We start from the raw sequence: 23,493 nt of genomic DNA, 5'->3' as shown, positions 1-23,493 counted from the left end.
GGTCGCTTGAGTCCGCGCGCGGGCGTGGGGAAACCGGCCGCGCGTGCGGTGATCAGCGCCAACGTAACCGGCTGCGCCGCCCGGGGCCCGCGGGGCGCGGCCGGGCGGAGGACAGCGCGCACCGCTGCGGCCGCCGGCCTCCCGGCCCGCGCCTCGCGCGCTCTGGGCCCTGTCGTTCGGATCAGGCCGGCTGTGAGGTGCGGTGCCTTCCGGCCGACCCGAGCGGGGTCTGGTGCGTGAAGAGCTCGGGGGAATGCCGCCAGACCCCGCGACCCCGGGATGATCCAAACGACAGGGCCTAGCGGGCGTTCGGGGCGCGGTGCCGGGGCTGCTCGGGCTCCGGGCGCCGCGGGGCTGGCGGAACGGCGCGCACAGCGGGACTGTCGGTGGACAGGGTCACCTCCTCGCCGTGGTGGCGGATCGTCAGCGGCGGCCCCGACAACAGCGTGTAGACGGCCTTCTCGGGACCGATCTCCACGCGCAGGCAGCTCTCGCGCAGCCGCAGGTGGAAGGCGAGCCGGCTGAGGTGTTCGGGCAGGCGGGGCGCGAAGCGCAGGCTCTCGCCCTCGCGGCGCATGCCGCCGAAACCGGCGACCAGGGCCGTCCAGGTGCCGGCCAAGGAGGCGATGTGCAGTCCGTCGCGGGTGTTGTGCTCCAGGTCGGCCAGGTCCATCAGCGCGGCCTCGGCCGTGTAGTCGTAGGCGAGGCGCATATGGCCGGCGCGTGCGGCGACGACGGCCTGCACGCACGCCGACAGCGAGGAGTCGCGCACGGTCAGCGGCTCGTAGTAGGCGAAGTTGCGGGCGACGTGCTCCTCGTCGAAGAAGCCGTCGCAGGTGTACATGGCCAGCACCAGGTCCGCCTGCTTGATGACCTGCTTGCGGTACAGGTCGAAGTAGGGGAAGTGCAGCATCAGCGGGTACTGGTCGGCGCGGGTGCCGGCGAAGTCCCAGCGCTGGTAGCGGGTGAAGCCCGCGTGCTGCTCGTGCACGCCGAGCTCGTCGTTGTAGGGGATGTTCATCGCCGCGGCGGCGTCCCGCCAGGTGGCCGTCTCCTCGTCGTCCACGCCGAGGCGGGCGGCCTGCTCGCGGTGGCGTTCGGCGGCGTCGGCTGCGGCCAGCAGGTTCTGCCGGGCCATGAGGTTGGTGTAGGTGTTGTCGTCGCAGACCGCGCTGTACTCGTCGGGCCCGGTGACGCCGTCGATGTGGAAGGCTCCGGTGGAGTCGTGGTGGCCGAGGGAGCGCCACAACCGGGCGGTCTCCACGAGCAGTTCGAGGCCGGTCTCCCGCTCGAAGGCGACGTCGCCGGTGGCCGCCACGTACCGCACGACGGCGTCCGCGATGTCCGCGTTGACGTGGAAGGCGGCCGTGCCGGCGGGCCAGTACGCGGAGCCCTCCTGGCCTTCGATGGTCCGCCACGGGAACGCGGCGCCGCGCAGGCCGAGTTGGGCGGCGCGCTCGCGGGCCGCGTCCAGGGTGTTCTGCCGCCAGCGCAGGGCCTCGGAGACGGCGCTGGGCGCCGTGTAGGTGAGCAGCGGCAGCACGAACATCTCGGTGTCCCAGAAGGCGTGCCCGTCGTAGCCGGATCCGGTCAGGCCCTTGGCGGGGATGGCGCGCTGCTCGGCGCGGGCGCCGGCCTGCAGGACGTGGAAGAGGGCGAAGCGGACGGCCTGCTGGATCTCCTCGTCGCCGTCGACCTCCACATCCGCGGCCGCCCAGAAGTCGTCCAGGTAGGCGCGCTGCTCGTCGAGCAGGCCCTGCCAGCCGCTGTGGTCGGCGGCCGCGAGGGCGGCTTCCACCTGGTCGCTCATCGCGGGCCGGGAGCGGGCGCCGGACCAGCCGTGCGCGACGAGCTTCTCCACCCGCAGCCGCTGTCCCGGCTCCAGCACGGAGGTGACGGTGAACCGGGCCACGTCGACGTTGGACTCGCTGCTGGTGGTGCGCTCGGGTCCTTCGACGCGGTGGTCGGCGGCCACGGCGACGCGCAGGCCGCTGCGCCGGGTGCGGTGCACCAGCCGCAGCCGCGGGCCGGACGCCATGTCCTCCTCCGGCTCCAGCGGCGACTTCAGGGCGCGGGCGGCCCTCGGGTCGCCGTTGGGGTCGGGCAGGCTCTCGTTGGCGACCAGTTCGGACTGGATCACCACGCGGGCCCGGCCACCGACCGGTTCGACCTCGTAGGCGACGGCGGCGATCGCCCGCTGGGTGAGGGAGACCAGGCGGGTGGAGCGCACCCGGATGGTGGTGCCGGCCGGGGACGTCCACTCGCAGACGCGTTCCAGCACGCCCCGGCGCAGGTCGAGGTTGCGCTCGTGGGAGACGAGCCGGCCGTAGCGCAGGTCGAAGGGTTCGTCGTCGACGAGCAGCCGCAGCACCTTGCCGTTGGTGACGTTGATGGCGGTCTGCCCGGACTCCGGGTAGCCGTAGCCGGCCTCGGCGTACGGCAGCGGGTGCAGCTCGTAGACGCCGTTGAGGTAGGCGCCGGGCAGGCCGTGCGGCTCGCCCTCGTCGAGGTTGCCGCGCCAGCCGACGTGCCCGTTGGACAGGGCGAAGACGGACTCGCTCTGCGCGAGGAGGTCGAGGTCGAGGGAGGTCTCGCGTACGGCCCACGGCTCGACGGTGTACGACCGCTCGGTGATCACGCCTGTCCTCCCAGCTCCGCGAGGTCCCTGACGACCCGGTCCGCGCCGTGCGCGTACAGCGCGTCGGTCTGCCCCACGCGGTCGACGCCGACGACGTATCCGAACCTGCCCGCACGGCCGGCGTCCATGCCGGCCAGGGCGTCCTCGAAGACGGCGGCTCCCGCCGCCTCGATGCCGAGGTCGGCTGCCGCGGCCAGGAAGGTGTCGGGGCGCGGCTTGCCGGGCAGGCCGCGCTCGACGGCGACGACCCCGTCGATGCGCACGTCGAACAGGTGCTCGGCGTCGATGGACTTCAGCACGTCCAGCGTGTTGGCGCTGGAGGACACGATGGCGGTGCGCAGGCCCTTCGCCCTGACGGCCTCGATGTAGCGCAGCGTGCCGTCGTACGGCTCGACACCCTGGGTGCGGATCTTCTCCAGCAGCAGCTCGTTCTTGCGGTTGCCGAGGCCGTGCACCGTCTGCGCGTCGGGCGGGTCGTCCGGCGAGCCCTCGGGCAGGTGGATGGAGCGGGAGGCGAGGAAGGTGCGCACGCCGTCGGCGCGGGGCCGGCCGTCCACGTACTGGTCGTAGTCGTCGTCGCTGAACGGCTCGGCGTCCGCGCCCTGCCGTTGCCGCAGGAACGCGTCGAACGTCTCCTTCCAGGCGGCCGCGTGCACCACGGCCGTCTTGGTGACGACCCCGTCGAGGTCGAAGAGGCAGGCCTGGATGTTGTCGGGCAGACCGAGATCCGTCGTCATACCTGACACCGTTCCCCACACAGCGGCTCCTACGGGGTGTCACACGCCACAGGGCGCCGTTCGTGGAGTGGCACACTTCGCTGCGTGCCGACCTTCGACGATCTGCTGACCCGGGCCCGCGCCCTCGTCCACGCCCGTCCCGCGCGCGCGGTCCTCGGCATCGCGGGCAGCCCCGGCGCGGGCAAGACCACGCTCGCCGAACGGCTGGTGCGGGCGCTGAACGACGGGGACGAGCCGTGGGCGGTGCACGTGCCCATGGACGGCTTCCACCTCGCCGACGTGGAGCTGGACCGCCTCGGCCGCCGTCACCGCAAGGGCGCGCCGGACACGTTCGACGCCGCCGGTTACGCGGCGCTGCTGCGCCGGCTGCGGGACGAGAACGAGGACGTCGTGTACGCACCGGGTTTCGAACGGGTCCTGGAACAGCCCCTCGCCGGTGCGATCCCCGTTCCGCCGAGCGCCCGCCTGGTGGTGACGGAGGGCAACTACCTGCTGCTGGGGACCGGCGCCTGGGCGCGGGTGCGGGCCGCGCTGGACGAGGTGTGGTTCTGCGAGCTGCCCGAGCCGGAGCGCGTGCGCCGCCTGGTCGCCCGGCACGAGGAGTTCGGCAAGGGCCACGAGGAGGCGGTCGCCTGGGTGGGGGGCACGGACCGGCGCAACGCCGACCTGGTGGCGGCCACCCGGGACCGGGCCGACCTCGTGATCACGATGACCTGCCTCCAGGGGTGAACCGCGGCGGCCGGCCGGCCGTATCCCTGGGCGCGGCGGAAGGTCCGGCGTACGGCTCCTGAGGGGGTGGCGCCCGCGCGGGGCGGCACATGGCGACGAGCGAGCGGCAGCGGGTGCGCGAGACGCCCGCGCGGGAGTGTCCGCGGGGCGGGCGGCGATGGCTGGTGCCGCTGGTCGTGGCCGTGCTGCTCGGGCAGATGGCCGTCGCGATGGTCACGACCGCCGTGCAGCAGACGCCGACCGTCGACGAGCCCGTCTACGTCGGCGCCGCGGCCGTCTATCTGCACGAGCACAGCCTGGAGATCAATCCCGAGCATCCGCCGCTCGGCAAGCTGGCGATCGCCGTGGGCGTGGCGGCCGCCGGGCCGCACTTCGACGCCTCCTTCACCGGCACCCAGCAGCAGGTCGGGCAACATCTGCTGTACCAATCGGGGAACGATCCGTGGCGGCTGATGTTCTGGGCGCGGCTGCCGGTGATCGTGCTGACGCTGCTTTTCGGCCTGGTCGTCTTCGCCTTCGCCCGGGATCTCGCCGGGCCGCCGGCCGGCCTGGTGGCGCTCGGGGTGTACGCCTTCTCGCCGGACGTGATCGCGCACGGCTCGCTCGCCACGCTGGACGCGCCCGCGGCCGGGTTCCTGCTGACGTCGGTGTGGCTGCTGTGGCGGGCCAGGCGGCTGCCCCGGCGGTACGTGCCGCTCGCCGGGGCCGCTCTGGGTGCGGCGTCGGCCACCAAGGCGGCGGCGCTGCCGGCCGTACCGGTGCTGATGGTCCTGGCGGCCGTGTCGGCGTGGCACGCGTGCGGGGCGCACCGGCGGCGGGTCCGGCTGCTGCGAGCGGCGGGCGGGGCGCTGGCCGTGGCCGTGGTGGCGGTGGCGGTCGTGTGGGCGGCGTATCTGGTGGTCGATCCGCGGCTGTGGTGGTCGCCGCAGCAGCACGTGCCGGTGGTGCACGGACTGCGCGGGCTGCTGGTGCGGCTGCTGCCCCTCCCGCGGGCGTACCGGGACGGGCTGCGCATGCAGTTCGCCTTCGAGAACCAGCCTTGGCAGGGGTTCTTGTTCGGGCGGCTCTACACCGGGTCGCTCTGGTACTACCTGCCGGCCGCGCTGCTGGTGAAGACGCCGCTCGGCATGCTCGTCCTGTGGATCGCGGGCGTGGTCGCGCTGACCGCGCGGCGCCGGCTGCGGGCCGCGGCGCCGTATCTGCTGCTGCCCGCGGGTGTGCTGCTGGCGGCGGCCATGACGGGGTCGCGGGACCTCGGCACGCGGTACGCGCTGTTCGTGCCGGTGTTCCTGGCGGTGGCCGCGGGCTGCGCCCCGGTCCTGCGCCGGCGGTGGGCGCCCGGCGTGACCGCCGCGCTGGTGCTGTGCGTCGCGGTCAGTTCGCTGCGGGCCTTCCCGTACTACCTGCCGTACTCCAACGAGGCGTTCGGCGGTCCGGCGCAGACGCATCTGCGGCTGCACGACTCCAACGTCGACTGGGGGCAGGATCTGGGCCGGCTCGCCCACCGCCTGCGCGAGCGGTATCCCGGGGAACGGGTGTGGCTGGTGTACAAGGGCAGCGGTGTGCCCTCCGCCTACGGCATCCACGCGGCGAACCCGCTGCGGGTGCCCGCCGGGGACGTGCACGGACTGCTGGTGGTGTCCGACTCCGCGCTCGCCAAGGCGCGGGGCCGGCTGGCCGCGCTCGTCGCCGGCAGCCGGCCGGTCGACGAGGTCGGCCACTCCATCACCGTGTTCCGGCGGTAGGGCGCCGCCATCCAGGGCCTGGCGTTCGGATCAATGCCGGCACCGCGGGGCCTGGCACGCTCGAATCGCGCTCGCGCGGTAGCACCCCCATCGCCCCCGCGCGGGTCGGCTCGGAGGCACCGCGTCCCGCAGCCTGCCTGATCCGAACGGCAGGCCCTGCCCTAATGCGCGGCCTCGAACCCCTCCGCGCTGACGTGCTGCATCACCGTGCTCGCGATCCGGTAGCGGCCGTTGGGCACGTCGCGCGAGCGGGTGATGTGCACGGTCAGGGGGCCGGCCCACTCGTAGCCCTTGCGTTCCGCGTGCCGGACCAGACTGTCGGCGAGGTCCTGGCCGACCCGGCTGCCGTGGCGGCTCAGTTCGTCGTGGACGGAGGCGTCGAGCTCGACGTCGTAGGCGTTGGGAACCACGACGAGGTTCTCGCTGCACACGACGGCGTTCTCGTCGCACTCACGGCGCAGGGCCGCGAGCAGTTCCACCGGTTCCCGGCCGATGACGCGTTCCCACAGCGCCTCCCAGCGCTGTTCCAGGGCGCGTTCCAGCCCGCTGAGGGCTCCCATGGATGTCCGCCCCCTCACTTCTCCTCGAAGTCGTCCGGCCGCACCTGGGCCTCCTCCATCGCCTCGCGCAGGGTGCGCCCGCTCGCGCCCTGGTCCCTCGTCGTGGCGCGCTGCTCCTCGGTCCCGTGCGCCTCCTGGGACGCGCCCCGCGTCTTGAGGGTGTCGTCGGTGGTGTCGGTCTTCGCCCGGTTCTCCTCGGGGACGGTCATCGCGTACTGCTCCTGACGTGTCGTCGCGGATCGTGTCCCGCGTCGGGTTCCCGGTGGGCGCCGGGCTATCCATACGCCCTGTTCACCACGGTGAGTGAGCTATGTTGAAGCACTGTGGGAGACAAAGGAGACGCACCCGTGCCATCGCCGCAGCAGGCACGCGCACAGGCATCGGCGATCACTTCCGGCAAGACCGCGCCGGAGGTGGAGGCGTCCCCGACTTCCCAGCTCAGGTCGCTCTTCGACCAGCCGCGTCTGTCCCCGGGGCAGCGGCGCATCGCGCAGTACCTGATCGAGCACATCACCGAGGCCGCCTTCCTGTCGATCACCGACCTCGCGGAGCGGGCCGGGGTCAGCCAGCCGTCGGTGACGCGGTTCGCGGCGGCGGTCGGGTTCAGCGGTTACCCCGCGCTACGGGAGCGGTTGCAGACCATCGCGCTCGGCACGCTGGCCGGCGGCCCCGCCGAGGTGAACCGCAGCAACGAGCTGCAGGCCGCGGTCGACGCCGAGATCGAGAACCTGGAGAACCTGCGCCGCGACTTCGCCGACCCCGACCGGGTGATCGAGGTGGGCCGCAGCCTGTCGGAGTCGGCACCGCTGACCGTGCTGGGGCTGCGCATCTCCTCCTCGCTCGCCGAGTACTTCGCCTACGCGGCCCGCCGGATCCATCCCGATGTGCGGCTGGTGACGATGGGCGGCAGCGTCGCGTACGACGCGCTGCTGCAGTCCCGGGAGGCGGGCGGAACCTGGGTGCTGGCGTTCTCCATGCCCCGGCACGCGCAGGAGACGCTCACGGCGGTGCGTGTCGCGCGGCGCGCCGGGCTGAGGGTCGCCCTGATCACCGACCTGGCGCTCGGGCCGGTCGTGGACGAGGCCGACGTCACCTTCGCGACCGGGACCGGCTCCCGGCTGGTGTTCGATTCCTACGCGGCGCCCGGGGTGATGGCCGCCGCGCTGCTGCAGGCCATGACGGACGCCGGTCCGGAGCGCACGCAGGGCCGCCTGGAGGAGTACGAGCAGGTCGCCGAGGAGCACCAGTTCTTCCTGCGGGACTGAGCCGCGGCGGTACCCGTACCGGTGCACAGGGGGAGAACCCGTCGTAAAGCGCGCATGAATGTTTTCATACGTCTTGCAAAGCAGACGGCATATATAAATACTGCTCGGGGCCGTACACCGCCCCCTCGGCCGCCGCCCCCTACCCGCGACGGCGAGGGGCAGTCCGGTCGGGCGTTTCACCTGTGCGAGCGCCCGTGGCGGCTCCGGTCATCCCCTAGGCCGGGGCCGCCCCTCCCCCCTCTCGAACCACCGCACCCGACGCCGGAAGCGACGATCATGGCCCTGACGACGACGCGCATCAGCCCGGACTGGCCGTGCCAGGTGAAGACCCCTGGCTCCTACGACTGGGAGCGCTCGGCCGTGCGGTGGCTGCGGGAACTGGTGCCGGCGCGTTACGCCAGCTACCCGGCGCTGATCCGGCACCCCGTGCTGCTCGCCCGGCACGCGCAGCTCCAGGTGCAGCAGGAGATCCGCGTCGCCCGCACCGCCCTGCAGACCGCCCGCGCCGACCTGCCCCGGCTCGGCCTGCCGGAGTCGGTCATCGAGCACACGATCAAGCTGTACGCGGCCGAGGTGATGCAGCTGCAGCACATCGCCCGCAGCGTCCGCGCGGTCACCGAGGCCCTGCCGGGCCCCCGCTGACGCCATGGACGGCCCGCCGGCCCCGGCACGCGGCACCGGCGTGCGGCTTGGCGAGGCGGCGTGGCGCTGCGGTGAGCACCTCCCGGTCCCGTGAGCCCCTGGCGGATCTCCCGCTGGGCCCCCACTGCGCCCGGGCGTTCCCCGGCGCCCAGGGCGTCGCCCGGCTGCGGCTCGCGGACGGCCGGTACCGCTTCCCTGCCCTGCCGTGCAGTGCCCCGCCCTGCCGCGCTGCAGCGGCCGGCCAGAGCCTGAGGTGCCTGGTGATGCCCCTGGTCAGCCCTGTGCCGCGCCGCCGGCTGTGTCCCCCGCCGGGCCGGTGAAGCCGATCAGGTCCCCCTGGACCGTGAGCGAAGCACCGCTCCTGTGCAATGCTCAAAGCGTGACGAGCGAACCGGTCCTCCCGGCGGAGTCCGGAAACGTGCCCGACCTGGCCGCCCTGAGCCGGGTCGTGGCCCATCAGCGTGCCGAAATGGACCGGCTGCACGACATGGCCGCGGCCTCGGCGGTGCTGGAGCGGGCCAAGGGCGCGGTCATGGCAATGACCGGCTGTTCCCCGGAGACGGCCTACGAGGAGCTGATGCACCGGGCCAAGGCCGCCGAGCGCACCCTGCTGGAGGAGTGCTGGATCACGCTGGGCACGCTCGCGGCACCGCCACCGCGCCCCTCGCAGACCCGGCGGCCCGGCGCCGGGAGCGACCTCGCCGAGCCCCTCGAGGAGCCGCCGGCGCTGCGCGACGACGCCACCGCGCTGGCCCGGCTCGGCCGCACCCTGCTGCGCGTGCACAGCCCCCAGGGCCTCGCCGCGGTGCTGCTGCGGCAGCTGCGGCGCCGCGTGGACGCCACCGCGATCATGATCTACCAGCGGCCGCACGCCGGCGGCCTGGAGCTGATCGGGCAGGCCGGCCTCGACGAGCTCACCGCCAGCCAGTGGCACCATGTGCCGCCGCTGCCCGGAGTGGCCGCGCGGGACAGCCTGGAGGCGCAGCAGGAGCAGTGGCTGGAGGACATCGAAGCGGTCGGCCACACCCATCTGCTCATCGGGGACCCGCCCGAGCGATGGCCGTCCCGCGCCTGGCTGCCGGTGTCGGTCGGCGGCCGGGCCAACGTGGTGCTCGGCGTCCTGTGCGGACGCACCGGCCCGTTCACCGACTCCGACCGGACCCATCTGCGGGCGGTCGCCCGGCTGTGCGCCGGCCGGCTGCGGTCGCTGGACGCCCCGCGCGAGCCCGCCGTCGACGCGGCCGCCGACGTCGTCCAGGGTGTGTTCGAGACGCTGCCGGGTGCCGCGCTGCTGCTCACGCCGCTGCGCTCGGCGTCCGGCGAGGTCGAGGACTTCCGTATCGACGCGGCCACCCCACAAGCCGTCGACGCCGTCGGCCGCACCGGACGCGAGCTGGTCGGTCTCCGGCTGCTGGAGTACCGGCCGAGCGTGGCCGATGAGCCGCTGTGGCAGGGCTGCCTGCGGGTGCTGGCCACCGGTGAGCCGTACGAGGGAGAACCGCTCGCCCAACGCGTGGTGGCGGGGGGCGTCACCGAACTGGTCACGTCCGCCCCACGGGTCGCCCGCCTGGGCGCGGGGCTGGTCGTGAACTGGGTCCGGCACGACCCCTCCGACCGGCAGGAGCAGCGGCTCGCGGACGTGCAGCGGCTGGGCAACCTGGGCTGGGCGAACTGGAACCTGGTCACGCACGAGGCGACCTGGTCCGCCCAGACCTTCACCGTGCTGGGCCGGGACCCCGCGCGCGGACCGGTGCGCCTGGCCGAACTGCCCTCGCTGGCCGTACCCGAGGACATGCCCGCGCTGGCCGGGGCGGTCGGGCAGCTGCTGCGGGACGGACAGCGTTTCGACGTTCCGTTCCGGGTGCGCACGCCCGACGGGATACGGCATCTGCGGGTGGTCGCCGAGGCAGTGGCCGACAGCAGCGGCGCCCCGGTGGAGGTGCACGGCTTCGTGCAGGACCTCTCCGCGCGGCGCAACGCCGAGCTCGCCCTGGTGGAGAGCGAGCGGGCGATGCTGACGCAGCACGGTGTGCTGCAGGCCGAGCGCGCCCTCGCCACCCGGCTGCAGCACGCCCTGCTGCCCCTGCCGCGCACGCCGGTCGACCTCGCCGGGCTGCGTGTCGAGATCGCGTATCTGCCCGCGCAGTCGGGGCTCAGCGTCGGTGGCGACTGGTTCAGCGCCGTGCGACTGCCCGACGGCGACGCGCTGTTCGTCGTCGGCGACGTAGCCGGTCACGGGATCGACGCCGTGGCCACCATGGCGCAGCTGCGCTTCACCGCCAAGGGCATGATCAGCACGGGGTCGTCGCTGACCGGGGCGCTCGCCCGGCTCAACCGGCTGCTGCTGCACTCCCGCGATCCGCACGGCACCGCCACCCTGATCCTCGCCCGGTACCGGGCCGAGGGCCGGCGTCTGGTGTGGGCACAGGCCGGACATCCGCCGCCGATGCTGCTGCGCGACGGCCGGGCGCGCCCCCTGGAGCGCCCCGCGGGCATGCTGCTCGGGGCCACCGACGCGCCGTACTACGAGGAGGCCGAGTGCCGGCTGCGGCCGGGTGACCGGCTGGTGCTGTACACCGACGGGCTGGTCGAGCGGCCGGGCGAGTGCATCGACCTGGGTTTCGACCGGCTCGCGGCGGCGCTCGGTTCGCCGGCGCCGGACCCGTCGGGCACGCTGGCGCCGCTGCTCGCCGCGCTGCTGGAGGGCGAACGGCGGGACGATGTGTGCGTCGTGGACATCCGGGTGCCTGAGGACTCCGACTGAGCCCGGGAAGAAGCGCGGCACTCAGTTCCCTGGGTGGAGGGTACTGAGTGCCAAGATGACCTCCCAGATGTTACGTTCCGTGCATGAGCTCCAGCAGTGCCGCCTCCGGGCGTGAGGACAAGACGGAGGCTGGCGCGCGGCCGCCGATCCGGGAGGCGCTCGTCGAGGCGGCCTTCCGGCTCTTCCTCGAACGCGGTTACGAACAGACCACCGTGGACGACATCGTGACGCTGGCCGGTGTCGGACGGCGCTCATTCTTCCGCTACTTTCCGTCCAAGGAGGACGTGGTCTTCCCCGACCACGAGCGCTGCCTGACGGACATGACGGAGTTCCTCGCGGCGAGCGAGGAGAGCGACGAGCCGGTGCGGCGGGTGTGCGACGCGGCCCGGCTGGTGCTGCGGATGTACGCCGAGAACCCGGCCTTCTCCGTGCAGCGTTACCGGCTCACCAAGAAGGTGCCGGGGCTGCGCGCCTACGAGCTGTCGGTGGTGTGGCGCTACGAGCGGGCCCTCGCGGAGTATCTGCGCGACCGCTTCGCCGGCCGGCCGGACGGCACCCTGCGGGCGGACGTGATCGCGGCCGCCGTGGTGGCGGCGCACAACAACGCGCTGCGCTCGTGGCTTCGCTCGGCCGGCAAGGGGGACGCGAGCGCCACGGTGGACCACGCGCTCGGCTATGTGCAGGAGGCCTTCGGCGGACGGTCCCTGCCCACCGCGACCGAGGGGGACCAGCCCTCCCCCACCGCTCGCAACCCCCTCGCCGCCACGTCGGCCGACGACGTGGTGGTCGTGGTCTCCCGGCGGGACGCCCCGCTGTGGCGTGTGGTGCGGGAGATCGAGTCCACCCTCGGACGGGCGTAGCCGGGCCTTCGTTCCCTTTTCGTGGTACGCAGTGCCTTTACGAGTGGCACTCAGTGCCATACGCTGAGGGCGTGCACGGTCCTCCGGTGAACCGGGCACACGCGTGTGCGGGCTGCCCCGCGCACGCCGGATTCCGGCCTAGTGCAGGGAGTTGAGCCGCGTGTACCACCACTCAGGAACCGCCGTGTCCCCGGTAGCCCGCTCCGCCACGGGCGTCCTCGACCATCCCGCCGCAATTCCCGGGACCGCCGAGGCCCGGGACGCCCTGCTCTTCCAGCGCTGCACCTGGTGCGGCACCGCCATGTACCACCGGGTGCTGTGTCCCGTCTGCCGCGGCAGCGACCTGCGCACGGAGCGCAGCGAGGGCGTCGGCACGGTCCGCCACTCCACGGTGGTGCACCGCAACTCCCCCGCCGCGCGCAATGTCTCCCTGGTCGAGATGGCGGAGGGCTTCGTCGTGCGGGGCCGGGTGATGGGCCCGCCCATCGGCATCCACAGCGGTGACCGGGTACGGCTGTCCACCGCCAAGGACCCGGTGCGCGGCGAGCCGGTCTTCCAGCTGGTCGACGAGCCGTACCGGGCGTGGACCTGACGGCCGCTCACTCCTCGGCGAGGTCCGGCAGGATCTCCTCCGCACGGACCGGGCGCCCGGTCTCGAAGCTCCGGTCGGCGGCCAGTGCCGCCACGAGCGCCAGCGCGCCGTCGCGTTCGGTGGCCGTCGCACGCTCCTCCGGTACCGTCTCCGCCTGCGCGCCGTCCACGGTACCGAACAACGCGTCCAGCATGCGGGGATCACCCCCGCCGTGGGCCTCGTGCGAGGCGTTCAGCGGCACCTCGGCCGGGGGCCGCCACAGCGGTCGCAGGGTGAGGCGGACACCACCCTCGTGCGGCGCGGCCGTGTCGCCGTGCACCGCGCCACTGCCCGGGGCGACCGTGGTGGCGGGCGGCTGCCAGCGGCTCTCCTCCACCTCCAGTTCCAGCCGTCCCGCACTGCCGTTGACCATCACCCGGTAGCCCTCCCGCGGGGAGTACGCGGTGAGGTGGTACGTCAGTGTCGCGCCGCCCGTGCAGCGGACCAGGACGGACATGTCGTCCTCGATGGTGACCGGCCCGCCGAAGACGTTGCGGTCGCGCACGTACCCGTCGTCCCCCTCGGCGTCCAGATACAGGGCGTGCAGGGTCTCGTGCGCCGCCAGGTCCAGCGCGAAGGGGTCGTCCTGCGCCGCGCGGGAGCCGTGGGCGCGCTCGTAGTCGCGGCGCAGCCCGTGGCGTTCCCCCGCGTCGGGGCCGTGGAAGGCGAGCCGTCCGTAGCCGAAGACCTCGCTCGGCCGGTCCCCGAGCCACCAGTTGACCAGGTCGAAGTGGTGGCTCGCCTTGTGCACCAGCAGCCCGCCGCTGCGCTCCTTCTCGCGGTGCCTGCGGCGGAAGTAGTCCGCGCCGTGCCGCACGTCGAGCAGCCATCCGAAGTGGACCGAGCACCTCGCCGATCGCGCCCTCGGCGAGCCGCGCGCGCACCCTCTGGTGGGCGGGGTTGAAGCGGTAGTTGAAGGCGACGGCGAGGGATGTGCCGGTCCGCCGGACGGTGTCCAGGATGCGGCGGCAGCGCTCGGCGCCGACCGTCATCGGCTTCTCGGTGACCACCCGGCAGCTGGCGCGCAGCGCGGGGACGATGTAGCGGTCGTGTTCGGCGTCGACCGTGGTGACGACGACATCGTCGATCTCTTCCTTGCCGAGCAGCGCGACGAAGTCCTGCGGGTCCCACGGGGTGGCCGGCGGGGCGCCTTCCTCGGCGAGCAGGCGGTTGTGGAACGCCATCCGGGTCGGGCTCGGATCGCACAGGGCCACGACACGGCGGCCGGAGCGGGCTGCGAGGCCCCGGGTGAAGGTCCGGGCGCGGTGGCCGGTGCCGACGACGACGGCGCGGAGCGGTCGGGTTCGAGTCGTACGGAAAGCCCTTTCCGCGCACGTCCGCGCCAATCCCGCATATCCGTGCGAAGTTGACTCGATCCGATCCCTCACACAGACAACCCGCGGACGGCGCTCTCCGTCCTCCGAGGCGCGAGGGGCCCCCGGGACCGACGGGGTGCCCGCGCACGGGGTTGAGGAGAGACCATTGTCACCTGCCCGGTTGCCACTGGCCCGGCGCATAGGCATCACCGCCACGGCGGTGCTCGCGATGACGGGGGCATCGCCGCTGGCGGCACACGCCGCAGCACCCACGCGGGAGGCGCACGAGACGGCCCTTCCGCCGGGCTGGCGGATCACCGACGAGGGCACCGCGCGCCACCTCGTGTGGCGTTCGGCGCCCGGGATACCCATGGGCGACGCCCGCGTGGAGTTCCACTCCGGCGGCACGCTGCTCGGCGTGCCCGCTCCGGCGCGCGACGGCCACACCTTCCGGCTGGAGCTCGAGTCGTCGGACGCCGCCCGGCTGACGGACCTTCAGGTGTGGGCCGGCGGACGCCGCCTGGACGCCCCCGCCGACGACACCCGGCAGGGCCGCCGCGGCTCGTTCGCCGCCGCGCAACCACCGGCCCCGCTTCCCGCGGGCGCCGTCGATCCCGGCACGCCGGGCTCCTACCGCACGGCCACGGGAGAGTACGACCTGCCGCCCGTGCGGCTGCCCGGCTTCAAGGCGCCGGTCGAGATGCGCGCGGTGGTCGTGGCGCCGGCGGCAGCCCGCGGGGCGCGCCCGCTGGCGCTGTTCCTGCACGGCCGCCACGCCACCTGCTACAAGGGCGCGGAGGCGACAGGCGACTGGCCCTGTCCGGCCGGCACCAAGCCCATCCCGAGCTACCGCGGCTATCTGCGCGACCAGCAACTGCTCGCCTCCCAGGGCTATGTGACGGTGTCGATCTCCGCGAACGGCATCAACGGCCAGGACGGGGAGGCGGAGGACGGCGGCGCGCAGGCCCGCTCCTCGCTGGTGCGGCAGCACCTCGCCCACTGGGCCGACTGGGCCACCCACCCGGCCACGGCCCCGGCGGCGATCCGCAAGGCGCCGAAGGCCGACCTGTCGAAGGTCCTGCTCGTCGGGCACTCCCGCGGTGGCGAGGGCGTCAACCGCGCCGCGATGGACAGCCTCTACCCGCCGCCCGCCACCCAGGACGGCTACCGCGGCCCGGTCCGCTGGCACGTGCGGGGCACGGTCCTGATCGGCCCGACGATCTTCGGCCAGAACCCGGTGCCCGACGTGCCCTCGGCCACCGTCCTGCCGGGCTGTGACGGTGACGTCTCCGACCTGCAGGGCGAGGTGTACGTCGACGGCACCCGTGGGGTCAGCCGCGGCCGCGCGCTGCACAGCGCCGTCTACGTGGAGGGGGCCGACCACAACTTCTTCAACACCGAGTGGACGCCGGGGAAGGCCCAGGCGCCCGCCGAGGACGACTTCTTCGACGACCCGGACCACAAGGACCCGGTGTGCTCGCCCGGCAGCCGCACCCGGCTGACGGCCGACCAGCAGCACCGGGCCGGCTCGACGTACATCGCGGCGGCGGCACGGCTGTTCGTCGCCGGGGACGACCGGGTGCGCGAGCTGCTCGACGGCACCGGGCGGCGGGCGCCGTCCGCCGACCCCGCGCGGGTGCTGACCCACGCGGTGGGCGCGCAACGCGGCGCCGGATTCCTGCCCGACGGCAAGGTGACGGTCACCGGCGCCCGGCTGTGCTCGGCGGTGGACCCGAAGCCCGCGGTCGCCTGCCTGGGCGAGGACGCGCACGGCGTCTCACCGCACTTCGCCACGTGGGACACCGGCCGGGAGACCGGCCGCCGCGCTGTGGCGCTGCGCTGGCCGGCGCCGGGGAAAGCGGCCCGCGTACAGCCTGCCTCGCCGCTGTCCCTCGCCGGTGCCCGGTCGCTGGCGCTGCGCGTCATCATGCCGCCGAACAGCAAGGGCACACAGCTCGACGTCGCCGTCACCGACACCCGCGGCCGGCGGGCCGTCCTCGGCCGGGTCACCGCCGACGGGCTGCCCGGCAGCGACCGCACCGCCTCGTACTGGGCGCGCGAGCTGCGCGTCCCGCTCACGGCAGCGACCCGCGCCGGACTCGACCTGCGGCACGTCACGTCCCTCGAGCTGACGCCGCGTTCGCGTGCCGGACAGGCCTGGCTGATGGACGCCTGGGCCTGGCGCCCGGGCACGCCCGCGGTGCAGGAGGCCCCCCTCGCCCGGGTGGACCTCGGCCGGCTTTCGGTCAAGGAGGGCGACTCGGGCGTGCGCACCTACCGGGTGCCGGTGCGGGTGTCCGGGCACGGGGGCGGTCAGGTGCGGGTGTACGTCATGGATCCGGTCACCGGCGAGGCCAAGGACCGGCTGGTGACGGTGCGTCCGGGCCGCGACGACATCGCCGTGGCCGTCCAGGTCAAGGGCAACAAGCGCTTCGCGTACGACGTGACGCACGACATCGTCGTCAAGGCGGTCCGCGGCACGGTCGTCGGGTCCCACCGGGGCGGAGTGACCGCGCTGAACGACGACCCGATGCCGAAGGTGTCGGTGACCCCCATCGCCGACCGGGTGAGCGAGGGCCAGCCGCTGCGCTGGAAGGTGACGCTGTCCGAGCCGGCGGACACCGAGATCAGCGCCTCCTTCTCGGTGGTGCCGGTGACGGCCGGCCCTGAGCTGTCCACCAAGGACGTCGACCCGGCGTGGCTGCGGGAGGCCGGCGGCGTCGAGCCGGATCCGGAGCTGCCGCTGTCCCAGGTTCCGTACCTGGGCGTGTGGGCGTCGATGCCGGCGGGCACAACGAGCACGGAGGTGTCCGTGCCCACCGTCAAGGACACGGTGACCGAGACCGCCGAGTCGGTGCGCTTGACGGTCACGGACGACTCGGGTGCGCCGCTGCCGGGCGGTCCGGTGCTGACCGGGACGGTCCTGGACGCGTCGTAGCCGACGACAGGCGCCCTGGCCGACCGCGCGCGGTGCGGCCGGCCAGGGCTCACGGCCTCACGGGCTCAGGGCCTCCCGGGCTCAGAGCCTCACGGCTCACGGCTCACGGCTCACGGCTCAGCGTCACCCGGATGCCCACGGTGCCGTCCCGGCCGCGCCGGATGCGGCTGCCGAGGAGGGTGAGGCGGCCGATGAGGCCGTACTTGCGGGCGATCAGCTGCCGGTAGCGGCCGACGGTCGCCGCGTCCGTGATCTCGGCCGTGGCCGGGACCTGCTCCCCCGTCGGATTGCCCCGCGCGTCACACGGGCCGACCAGCACGTCGGCGCGGGCCCTGATGCGCTTGACCTTGTAGGAGTCGGCGACCGTCCACACCCCCAGGGCGTCACCGTCACGCACCACCCATACCGGGGTGGCGGCGGGCGTGCCGTTCCTGCGGTAGCTGGTCAGCAGCAGGTAGCTGCCCGCGCCGAGCCGGTCCAGAGGCGTGTCGTCCATGCCCGGCAGTGTAGAGCCGTTTGTCCCGAGGCGGCCGGGACCGGCGATGCGCGATCCTTGAGGTGCGGCGAGGACAGGGGGCGTGGGTGTGACCTGGAACCGGGCGGACGGCCGTCGAGCGGACGAGGCACCGCTGGAGGTGGCGTGCGACGAGTCGGGGTCGGACGGGGAGAACCTGGTCGGCGGGAACACCGACGTGTTCGCGCACGCGGGCGTGCGGTTGCCGGTCGGCGTGGCCGAGGCGGCCGTACGGGAGGTCCGGGACCGCATCCGCTCCCCGGCCGAGGAGTACAAGGCGGGGCACCTGCTGCGGGAGAAGCACCGCGCGGTGCTGGAGTGGCTGCTGGCGCCCGCGGGCCCACTGGCCGGGCAGGCCCGTGTGCAGCTGACGCAGAAGGCGTTCCTGGTGGTGGAGCAGGCCGTCGGGCTGCTGCTGGACGAGGGTGACGAAGCGGCGAGGATCGTGTTCCGGGCGGGCCGGCGGGCGTTCGGCGACGGGCCGTGGGCGCGGTTCCTCGGCGCGGCGAACCGGCTGCTGCGCGTGCGCCACGACGGGGAGCCGCAGCCGCCCGTGGCTGAGTTCTACGGCGCCGTCGAGGCGCTGCGCGAGGCGGGCGGTCCGGCTGCGGCCATGGACGTCCTCGCCCGGCTGGCGGACACCCACGCCCGGGCCCAGGCCTACCGGGACCGGCTCCTGGACGGGCCGCCGCTGGTGCCGGTGCTCGACCCGCTGCTGCCGGCGATCGTGCGCACGGCGGTCTCCTGGAGCACCGGTGGCCGGCCGGTCACCCTGGTGCACGACCGGCAGAACCTGCTGACCGAGGACCGGATCGCCTGGATCGTGGCGACCGCCCGCCGCCACGGCGCCGCCCTGACCGGGCTACGGCTGGTCGCCGCACGGGACGACGCGCGCGTGCAGCTCGCCGACTTCCTGGCCGGGGTCGCCCGCAAAATCGCCTCCGACGAACTGCACGGGCACGGCGACACCGAACTGACCACGCAGCTGTGCCCGTTCGTGGCCGCGGGGTCCGTCTGGGGCGACGAGGACAGCTGGGCGCGGCTCGGTGGCCCGCCCGAAGCCAGGGCAGCCGGAGTCGTGGCAGGCAAGGGTGACGTCACGTCGATGTGACTGCCTGACATGAAGGTGCTTCCGCTCGGGACCCGCGCACCGAAAACGCCGGAGTGGCAGCGCGGCTGGATTGCGCCGTCTAGATTGCGTGCTGTCCCCGTATCGTCCCCGTTTCTCCAGGAGCCGGCCCGTGACCGACAGCCCGCGCGTGCGTATCGACACCTCCCAGCCGCACACGGCCCGCATTTGGAACTACTGGCTGGGCGGCGGTGACAACTACGACGTCGACCGCGCGGCCGGCGACCGGATTCGCCAACTGCACCCGGGGATCGGCGAGTACGCCCGTGAGGACCGCCTGTTCCTGGGCCGGGCCGTGCGGCACCTGGTCACGGAGGCGGGCATCCGGCAGTTCCTGGACATCGGCACCGGGCTGCCGACCGCGGACAACACCCACCAGGTGGCCCAGCGGCACGCCCCGGAGGCCCGCATCGTCTACGTCGACAACGACCCGCTGGTGCTCGCCCACGCCCGCGCCCTGCTGTCCAGCACGCCCGAGGGCGTCACCGACTATCTCGACGAGGACCTGCGCAACGTCGACGCGATACTCGAACACGCGGCGAAGACCCTGGACTTCACGCAGCCGATCGGGCTGATGCTGCTCGGCGTGGTCATCTTCGTCGGCGACGAGGAGGACCCGTACGCGCTGGTGCGGCGTCTGCTGGACGCGCTGCCGTCGGGCAGCCACCTGGTGCTGTCGCACACCGTCACCCACCCGGCGATGCCGGACGTGGACGAGGCGGTGAAGTTCTGGAACGAGCACGGCACTCCGAAGCTCACCCAGCGCAGCCCGGAGGCCGTGGCCCGGTTCTTCGACGGGCTGGAGTTGCTGGAGCCGGGCGTGGTGTCGTGCTCGCGCTGGCGTCCCGACGCGACCGACGGGATCGAGCCGGCGGAGGTGGCCATGTTCGGCGGAGTGGGCCGCAAGCGCTGAACACGCCCGGGCCCCGCGCCGTATGGACAAGGGGCGCGCGCCGACCGGCGCGCCCCGCGGCCGCCGGTCGCGCGTTCGGGGTTCGGGAGCCAGGCATCATGAGGCACGCACGACGACGGTTCGTGAGGCGAGCGGCACGGCTGGCGGCCGCCGGCGGGCTCCTGCTGGGCGGGGCCATGGTCACCCAGGCCGTCGCCAGTGAGCCACCGGGCCCGCCCGCGGCGCCGCGCACGCTCGCACAACCGGCCGGGGACAGCGCAGCGGGGCTGGTGCGGCGGCTGGGCACGGGGCGTACGGCGGGCAGCTGGCTCGGCGCCGACGGGCGGCCGGTCGTCGCCGTGACCGACCCGGGCGCGGCGGCCGAGGTGCGCCGTGCCGGCGCCGAGCCGAAACTCGTCGGGCACAGCCTGGACGAGCTGAAGTCGGCGACTGGTGTGCTGCGTTCGGCGGCGCGGGTGCCGGGCACCGCGTGGGCCGTGGACTACCGCACCAACGAAGTCGTCGTGCGCGCCGACCGCACCGTCTCGGCCACTGACTGGTCCCGGCTGACACATGTGGCGCAGGGCATCGGCGGTTTCGTCCGGATGGAGCGCACGGGCGGGACGTTCACCACCCGGCTGAACGGGGCGCAGCCGATCCTGTCGACGGGCGGACGCTGCTCGGCGGGGTTCAACGTCACCGACGGGCGGGCCGACTTCATCCTCACCGCCGGGCACTGCGGGCCGAAGGGTTCGGTGTGGTTCGCGGACGCCCGGGCGGCACGGGAGGTCGGGCAGACCGCCGACTCCGCCTTCCCGGGCACCGACTTCTCCCTGGTGCGGTATGCGAGCGGCCGGGCGGGCGAGGCGGCTGACGTCGTCGCGATCGGCGGCGGAACGGGGGTACGGATCACGGGGGCGGCCGATCCGGTGGTGGGACAGCGGGTGTTCCGCAGCGGCAGCACCAGCGGCCTGCACGACGGGCGGGTGACCGGCCTGGACGCCACCGTGAACTACCCCGAGGGAACGGTCACCGGGCTGATCCAGACCGATGTGTGCGCCGAACCGGGCGACAGCGGCGGCCCGTTGTTCTCCGAGGGCGTGGCGCTCGGGGTGACCTCCGGCGGCAGCGGGGACTGCACCTCGGGCGGTACGACGTTCTTCCAGCCGGTGACCAAGGCACTGCGGACGCTGGGCGTGCGGCTGATCGTGTCGGCACAGGCCACATCGAACAGCGGCACCTCCCCCAAGGCCCCTTCGTCGGCGCCCGGGGCCGCGTCGCCGGGAGCACCGTCCCCGGTGGGCGGTGGCGCGGAGGGCACGACGCTGCTGTCCCGCCTGGCGGACACCCGTGCCGTCGGGCCGGGGCTCCTGGTGGTGGCGGGCAGCCTGGTGGCGCTGGTGGCGACCCGCTGGCTGCGGGAGGAACAGGACCGCAGGGCCTTTCGCCGGCACTACTCCGCCATGTGGGGCTGACCCCTCAGCCCAGGCTCAGCAGCACCGTGGCCACGGCCGCGCCCAGAAGGCCCACCGCCTGCCTGGGGGCGACCCGTTCCCGCAGGACCGCGAGGCCGAGGACGACGGGCACGGCGGGGTAGAGGGACGCGAGCACGACGGCGACGGACAGCAACTGCCGCTGGGTGGCGAGGAGATAGAGGATCAGACCCAGGGCCGCGCCGGCGCCGACGAGGAGCGATGCGAGGGCCGGCCCGGGACGCAGGCGCGGTGGACGCCGTACCGCGCCGGGCAGCAGCAACAGGACCGCGGCGACGCGTCCGGCGGCCACCGGCCACAGTCCGCTGTCCGGACCGGCCTGGCCGAGCGCGAGGTACTGCACGGCGACGCCGGCGCTGGCGAGCAGCCCGTCGCGCACGCCCGAGCCGCTCGTCGCCGCGCCGCCGGCGACGAGCCACAGGGCGGGTACGGCGGCGGCGATGCCGGCCCAGGCGACGGGACCGGGCCGGTCCCCGAGGAGCAGCACCCCGCACAGCACGGACAGCACGACGGAGGTGACGGCGCTCACGGGGACGACGACGCTCATCGCGCCGCGGCTGAGTCCGCGGTTGAGGAAGAGCATGGCGAGGCCGCTGCCGACACCGGACAGCGCGCCCCAGGCCAGGTCGGCGGGGGCGGCGGAGGTGGCGGACATCACCCATGCGGTCACGGCGGCGAGCAGCAGCCCGCCGGCCTGGCCGAGGAAGGTGACGGCCCGGAAAGGGGCACGCCGGGACAGCAGGCCGCCTAAGAAGTCGACGACGCCGTAGACGAGGGCGGAGGTCAGAGCGAGAAGGGCACCCACTGAGCAGAGGGTGCCCTCGGATGATGCCGGGATGCGCGGCGGGAGGCGGGAGGTTCGGGCGACGCTAGGCCGCGTTCACCGGCCGGTGGGCCGCTGCGGCCCACTCCAGGACGAGGCGCTGGTACTCCTCGCGCTGCTCGCCGGTCAGTGTCCCGCCCGAACGGAGCCACAGGGCCCGGATCTCCTCGTTGACCTCCGCGGCCGATCGCTCGAAAGCGGGTTCAACAGTGGTGGACATGCTGTGAAGCATACGGCGCTGAAGGTGAAGGCGCTGTGAGCGAGGTCGCACAATCGAGACACTCCGGACGTGTTGATGATCACGTCCAAACGGGGCAACGGGAGGGGGCGGCCGTCCGGGCACCGCCCCCCGGCGGCTGCCGTCAGGTGCCGGGCTTGCGGCCGTAGACGAAGACGTCGTCGCCCTTGCGCAGCAGTGACCAGTAGTTCTTCGCGTCGGTCCTCGTCATGTTGACGCAGCCGTGCGAGCCGGGCGGGTTCCACACGCTCACGCCGACCGAGTGGAAGGCCTGGCCGCCGTCGAAGAACTGGCTGTAGGGCATGGCCACGTGGTAGAGGCTGGAGACGTGGTCGATGTCACGCCAGTAGACCTTCTTCAGGCCGGTGCGGGTCTCGTAGCCGTCGCGACCGGTGCGCACCGGGACCGGGCCGTAGACCAGCTTCTTGCCGTCCTGGATCCAGCTGAGCTGGAGGGTGAGGTCGACGCAGGCGATACGGCCCTTGTTCACCGGGCACTTGCCTGATTTGTTCGGATTCTTCCCGACGGCCTTCTGCTTGTTCATGAGGTCCATCACGCCCCAGGTGACGGACCCGGCGTAGCCGATGTTCGGCGTGATGCCGTGTCTGGTCTGGAAGGCCTGGATGGCCCTGCAGTCGGCGGACGACTGCCTGCCGTCCACCGGGCGGCCGAGGAACTTCTCGACCTGCTTCTGGTGGGGGCCGGTACTGGTGGTGCAGTGCGACGCGGCCTGCGCCGGTGCGGCGCCGAGCGCCAGTGTGAGCGGCGCCACCAGTCCGGTGACGCCGAGGGCGACGGCGCCCCGACGGCCTATGTACCTCATATCCGGTTTCTCCCTTGCCCGTCCTGCGGTCTCTGCCACGTAGACAGGCGAGTGGGGGTGTTGGTTGCACGGACCGGTCAGGCTGTGACGAATCGGTGAACTTCCGGCCCCTCGAGCCGGGCGGCGGGCAGCCGCCGCCCGAAGGCGACGAGCAGCAGATCCTGCGCGGCACCGTGCACCGGGCTGCCGCTGCCGTACGACCAGTCGAGGTCGTCGGCGACGAGACGGACGCCGGAGAGGTCGGCGCCGAAGAAGCGGGCGCCGCGCGGCGAGATCGTGCCGAGGACGATACGCAGCCGGTCCTCGGGGACACGGCGGTCGAGTCCGAGGGCGACGGCGACGTCCAGGCCGTGCACGACGTCGTGCGCGAGGGCCGCGGCGCGCCCGCCCACCGGCGGCCCCCACGGATGGCGGGCGTGGGTGCGCAGGAGGCCGGCGAGTTCGGCGTCGGTGTGCGCGGCCGCGTCGCGGTGCGCGAGCCGATCGGCCATACGGTGCAGGCTGCCGCGCGCGGCGAGCAGTTCGCGCAGGACGCGCGGGCGGGAGTAGCGGAAGCCCATCGACATGTGGGCCACCACCTCCCGCACCCGCCAGCCCGCGCACAGGCTGGGCCGCGCCCACTGGTCCGGGGTGAGCGCGTCGAACAGGTCTGCCAGGTCCCGGCGTTCGGCGGCGATGGCATCGTCTGTGGTCCCCATGCGTCCAGGATCTTGCCCGCGCGGCCATAAGTCCAAGAGACGTCTGCTCTGGCATCTA

At 73.7% G+C, this 23,493-nt stretch carries 20 protein-coding genes and 1 pseudogene; 11 read left to right on the top strand and 10 right to left on the bottom strand.

The window, feature by feature from the left end:
* Positions 1 to 298: 298 nt before the first annotated feature.
* Positions 299 to 2,638: a glycoside hydrolase family 65 protein gene (locus tag ACF1GV_RS29120; protein WP_391686181.1), complete on the bottom strand. Its 2,340-nt coding sequence runs from the start codon at positions 2,636 to 2,638 to the stop codon at positions 299 to 301.
* Positions 2,635 to 3,375, bottom strand: a complete 741-nt coding sequence (locus ACF1GV_RS29115; protein ID WP_391686179.1) for an HAD family hydrolase — start codon at positions 3,373 to 3,375, stop codon at positions 2,635 to 2,637. Before ACF1GV_RS29115 ends, ACF1GV_RS29120 begins: the two co-directional genes overlap by 4 nt.
* A gap of 84 nt (positions 3,376 to 3,459) precedes the next feature.
* Here ACF1GV_RS29115 and ACF1GV_RS29110 point away from each other — a divergent pair, with 84 nt between their 5' ends.
* Together ACF1GV_RS29110 and ACF1GV_RS29105 are read left to right on the top strand one after the other, a co-directional pair.
* The gene (locus ACF1GV_RS29110) at positions 3,460 to 4,104 is read left to right on the top strand and encodes a nucleoside/nucleotide kinase family protein (protein ID WP_391686177.1); all 645 of its coding nucleotides are present in this window, start codon (positions 3,460 to 3,462) and stop codon (positions 4,102 to 4,104) included.
* Positions 4,105 to 4,193: 89 nt separating this feature from the next.
* Positions 4,194 to 5,849 (top strand): ArnT family glycosyltransferase, encoded by a 1,656-nt coding sequence (locus ACF1GV_RS29105; protein ID WP_391686175.1) that lies wholly within the window; start codon positions 4,194 to 4,196, stop codon positions 5,847 to 5,849.
* A 161-nt stretch (positions 5,850 to 6,010) separates the two neighbouring features.
* Here the strand turns inward: ACF1GV_RS29105 and ACF1GV_RS29100 are convergent, their stop codons facing one another.
* Together ACF1GV_RS29100 and ACF1GV_RS29095 are read right to left on the bottom strand one after the other, a co-directional pair.
* Positions 6,011 to 6,409, bottom strand: coding sequence for a DUF3662 domain-containing protein (locus ACF1GV_RS29100; protein WP_363268184.1), 399 nt, complete (start codon positions 6,407 to 6,409; stop codon positions 6,011 to 6,013).
* 14 nt (positions 6,410 to 6,423) lie between these two features.
* Positions 6,424 to 6,618 (bottom strand): hypothetical protein, encoded by a 195-nt coding sequence (locus tag ACF1GV_RS29095; RefSeq protein WP_391686173.1) that lies wholly within the window; start codon positions 6,616 to 6,618, stop codon positions 6,424 to 6,426.
* Between the two features lie 138 nt (positions 6,619 to 6,756).
* Between ACF1GV_RS29095 and ACF1GV_RS29090 the strand changes: the two genes are divergently transcribed.
* The 5 genes from ACF1GV_RS29090 to ACF1GV_RS29070 all read left to right on the top strand — a co-directional run bounded on the left by ACF1GV_RS29090 (position 6,757) and on the right by ACF1GV_RS29070 (position 12,532).
* Entirely contained in the window at positions 6,757 to 7,674 is a 918-nt protein-coding gene (locus ACF1GV_RS29090; protein WP_363268182.1) for a MurR/RpiR family transcriptional regulator, read from the top strand.
* 276 nt (positions 7,675 to 7,950) lie between these two features.
* Positions 7,951 to 8,316, top strand: coding sequence for a hypothetical protein (locus ACF1GV_RS29085; protein WP_391686171.1), 366 nt, complete (start codon positions 7,951 to 7,953; stop codon positions 8,314 to 8,316).
* Positions 8,317 to 8,695: 379 nt separating this feature from the next.
* On the top strand, positions 8,696 to 11,080 hold the full coding sequence (locus tag ACF1GV_RS29080) for a SpoIIE family protein phosphatase (protein ID WP_391686169.1): 2,385 nt from the start codon (positions 8,696 to 8,698) through the stop codon (positions 11,078 to 11,080).
* Positions 11,081 to 11,163: 83 nt separating this feature from the next.
* Complete coding sequence (locus tag ACF1GV_RS29075) at positions 11,164 to 11,940, top strand: TetR family transcriptional regulator (protein WP_391686167.1); 777 nt, start codon at positions 11,164 to 11,166, stop codon at positions 11,938 to 11,940.
* A 160-nt stretch (positions 11,941 to 12,100) separates the two neighbouring features.
* A complete protein-coding gene (locus tag ACF1GV_RS29070) occupies positions 12,101 to 12,532 on the top strand; it encodes a Zn-ribbon domain-containing OB-fold protein (RefSeq protein WP_391686165.1) in 432 nt (143 codons plus the stop codon).
* 7 nt (positions 12,533 to 12,539) lie between these two features.
* On the opposite strand, the pseudogene ACF1GV_RS29065 reads toward ACF1GV_RS29070, so the two are convergent.
* Positions 12,540 to 13,917: pseudogene (locus ACF1GV_RS29065) on the bottom strand (Gfo/Idh/MocA family oxidoreductase).
* A gap of 199 nt (positions 13,918 to 14,116) precedes the next feature.
* Here ACF1GV_RS29065 and ACF1GV_RS29060 point away from each other — a divergent pair.
* A complete protein-coding gene (locus ACF1GV_RS29060) occupies positions 14,117 to 16,825 on the top strand; it encodes an alpha/beta hydrolase family protein (protein ID WP_391686459.1) in 2,709 nt (902 codons plus the stop codon).
* Positions 16,826 to 16,928: 103 nt separating this feature from the next.
* On the opposite strand, the gene ACF1GV_RS29055 is transcribed toward ACF1GV_RS29060, so the two are convergent.
* On the bottom strand, positions 16,929 to 17,321 hold the full coding sequence (locus tag ACF1GV_RS29055) for a PPOX class F420-dependent oxidoreductase (protein WP_391686163.1): 393 nt from the start codon (positions 17,319 to 17,321) through the stop codon (positions 16,929 to 16,931).
* Positions 17,322 to 17,409: 88 nt separating this feature from the next.
* Here ACF1GV_RS29055 and ACF1GV_RS29050 point away from each other — a divergent pair, with 88 nt between their 5' ends.
* The 3 genes from ACF1GV_RS29050 (at position 17,410) to ACF1GV_RS29040 (ending at position 20,835) form a co-directional block, all read left to right on the top strand.
* The gene (locus tag ACF1GV_RS29050) at positions 17,410 to 18,450 is read left to right on the top strand and encodes a hypothetical protein (protein ID WP_391686456.1); all 1,041 of its coding nucleotides are present in this window, start codon (positions 17,410 to 17,412) and stop codon (positions 18,448 to 18,450) included.
* 130 nt (positions 18,451 to 18,580) lie between these two features.
* Positions 18,581 to 19,381, top strand: coding sequence for an SAM-dependent methyltransferase (locus tag ACF1GV_RS29045; RefSeq protein ID WP_391686161.1), 801 nt, complete (start codon positions 18,581 to 18,583; stop codon positions 19,379 to 19,381).
* Between the two features lie 98 nt (positions 19,382 to 19,479).
* The gene (locus tag ACF1GV_RS29040; protein ID WP_391686159.1) at positions 19,480 to 20,835 is read left to right on the top strand and encodes a S1 family peptidase; all 1,356 of its coding nucleotides are present in this window, start codon (positions 19,480 to 19,482) and stop codon (positions 20,833 to 20,835) included.
* Between the two features lie 4 nt (positions 20,836 to 20,839).
* Here ACF1GV_RS29040 and ACF1GV_RS29035 read toward each other — a convergent pair whose 3' ends face one another.
* The 4 genes from ACF1GV_RS29035 to ACF1GV_RS29020 all read right to left on the bottom strand — a co-directional run bounded on the left by ACF1GV_RS29035 (position 20,840) and on the right by ACF1GV_RS29020 (position 23,435).
* The gene (locus tag ACF1GV_RS29035) at positions 20,840 to 21,658 is read right to left on the bottom strand and encodes an EamA family transporter (RefSeq protein ID WP_391686157.1); all 819 of its coding nucleotides are present in this window, start codon (positions 21,656 to 21,658) and stop codon (positions 20,840 to 20,842) included.
* A 64-nt stretch (positions 21,659 to 21,722) separates the two neighbouring features.
* A complete protein-coding gene (locus tag ACF1GV_RS29030) occupies positions 21,723 to 21,908 on the bottom strand; it encodes a hypothetical protein (RefSeq protein WP_391686155.1) in 186 nt (61 codons plus the stop codon).
* Positions 21,909 to 22,038: 130 nt separating this feature from the next.
* Complete coding sequence (locus tag ACF1GV_RS29025; RefSeq protein WP_391686153.1) at positions 22,039 to 22,737, bottom strand: L,D-transpeptidase family protein; 699 nt, start codon at positions 22,735 to 22,737, stop codon at positions 22,039 to 22,041.
* Between the two features lie 77 nt (positions 22,738 to 22,814).
* Entirely contained in the window at positions 22,815 to 23,435 is a 621-nt protein-coding gene (locus tag ACF1GV_RS29020) for a maleylpyruvate isomerase family mycothiol-dependent enzyme (protein ID WP_391686151.1), read from the bottom strand.
* Between the last annotated feature and the right edge of the window lie 58 nt (positions 23,436 to 23,493).

It is taken from the genome of Streptomyces sp. NPDC014006, from assembly GCF_043088925.1.
Lineage (GTDB): Bacteria > Actinomycetota > Actinomycetes > Streptomycetales > Streptomycetaceae > Streptomyces.
The sequence above is the reverse complement of the archived record's forward strand: the minus strand, read 5'-3'. Positions and strand labels throughout refer to the sequence as shown.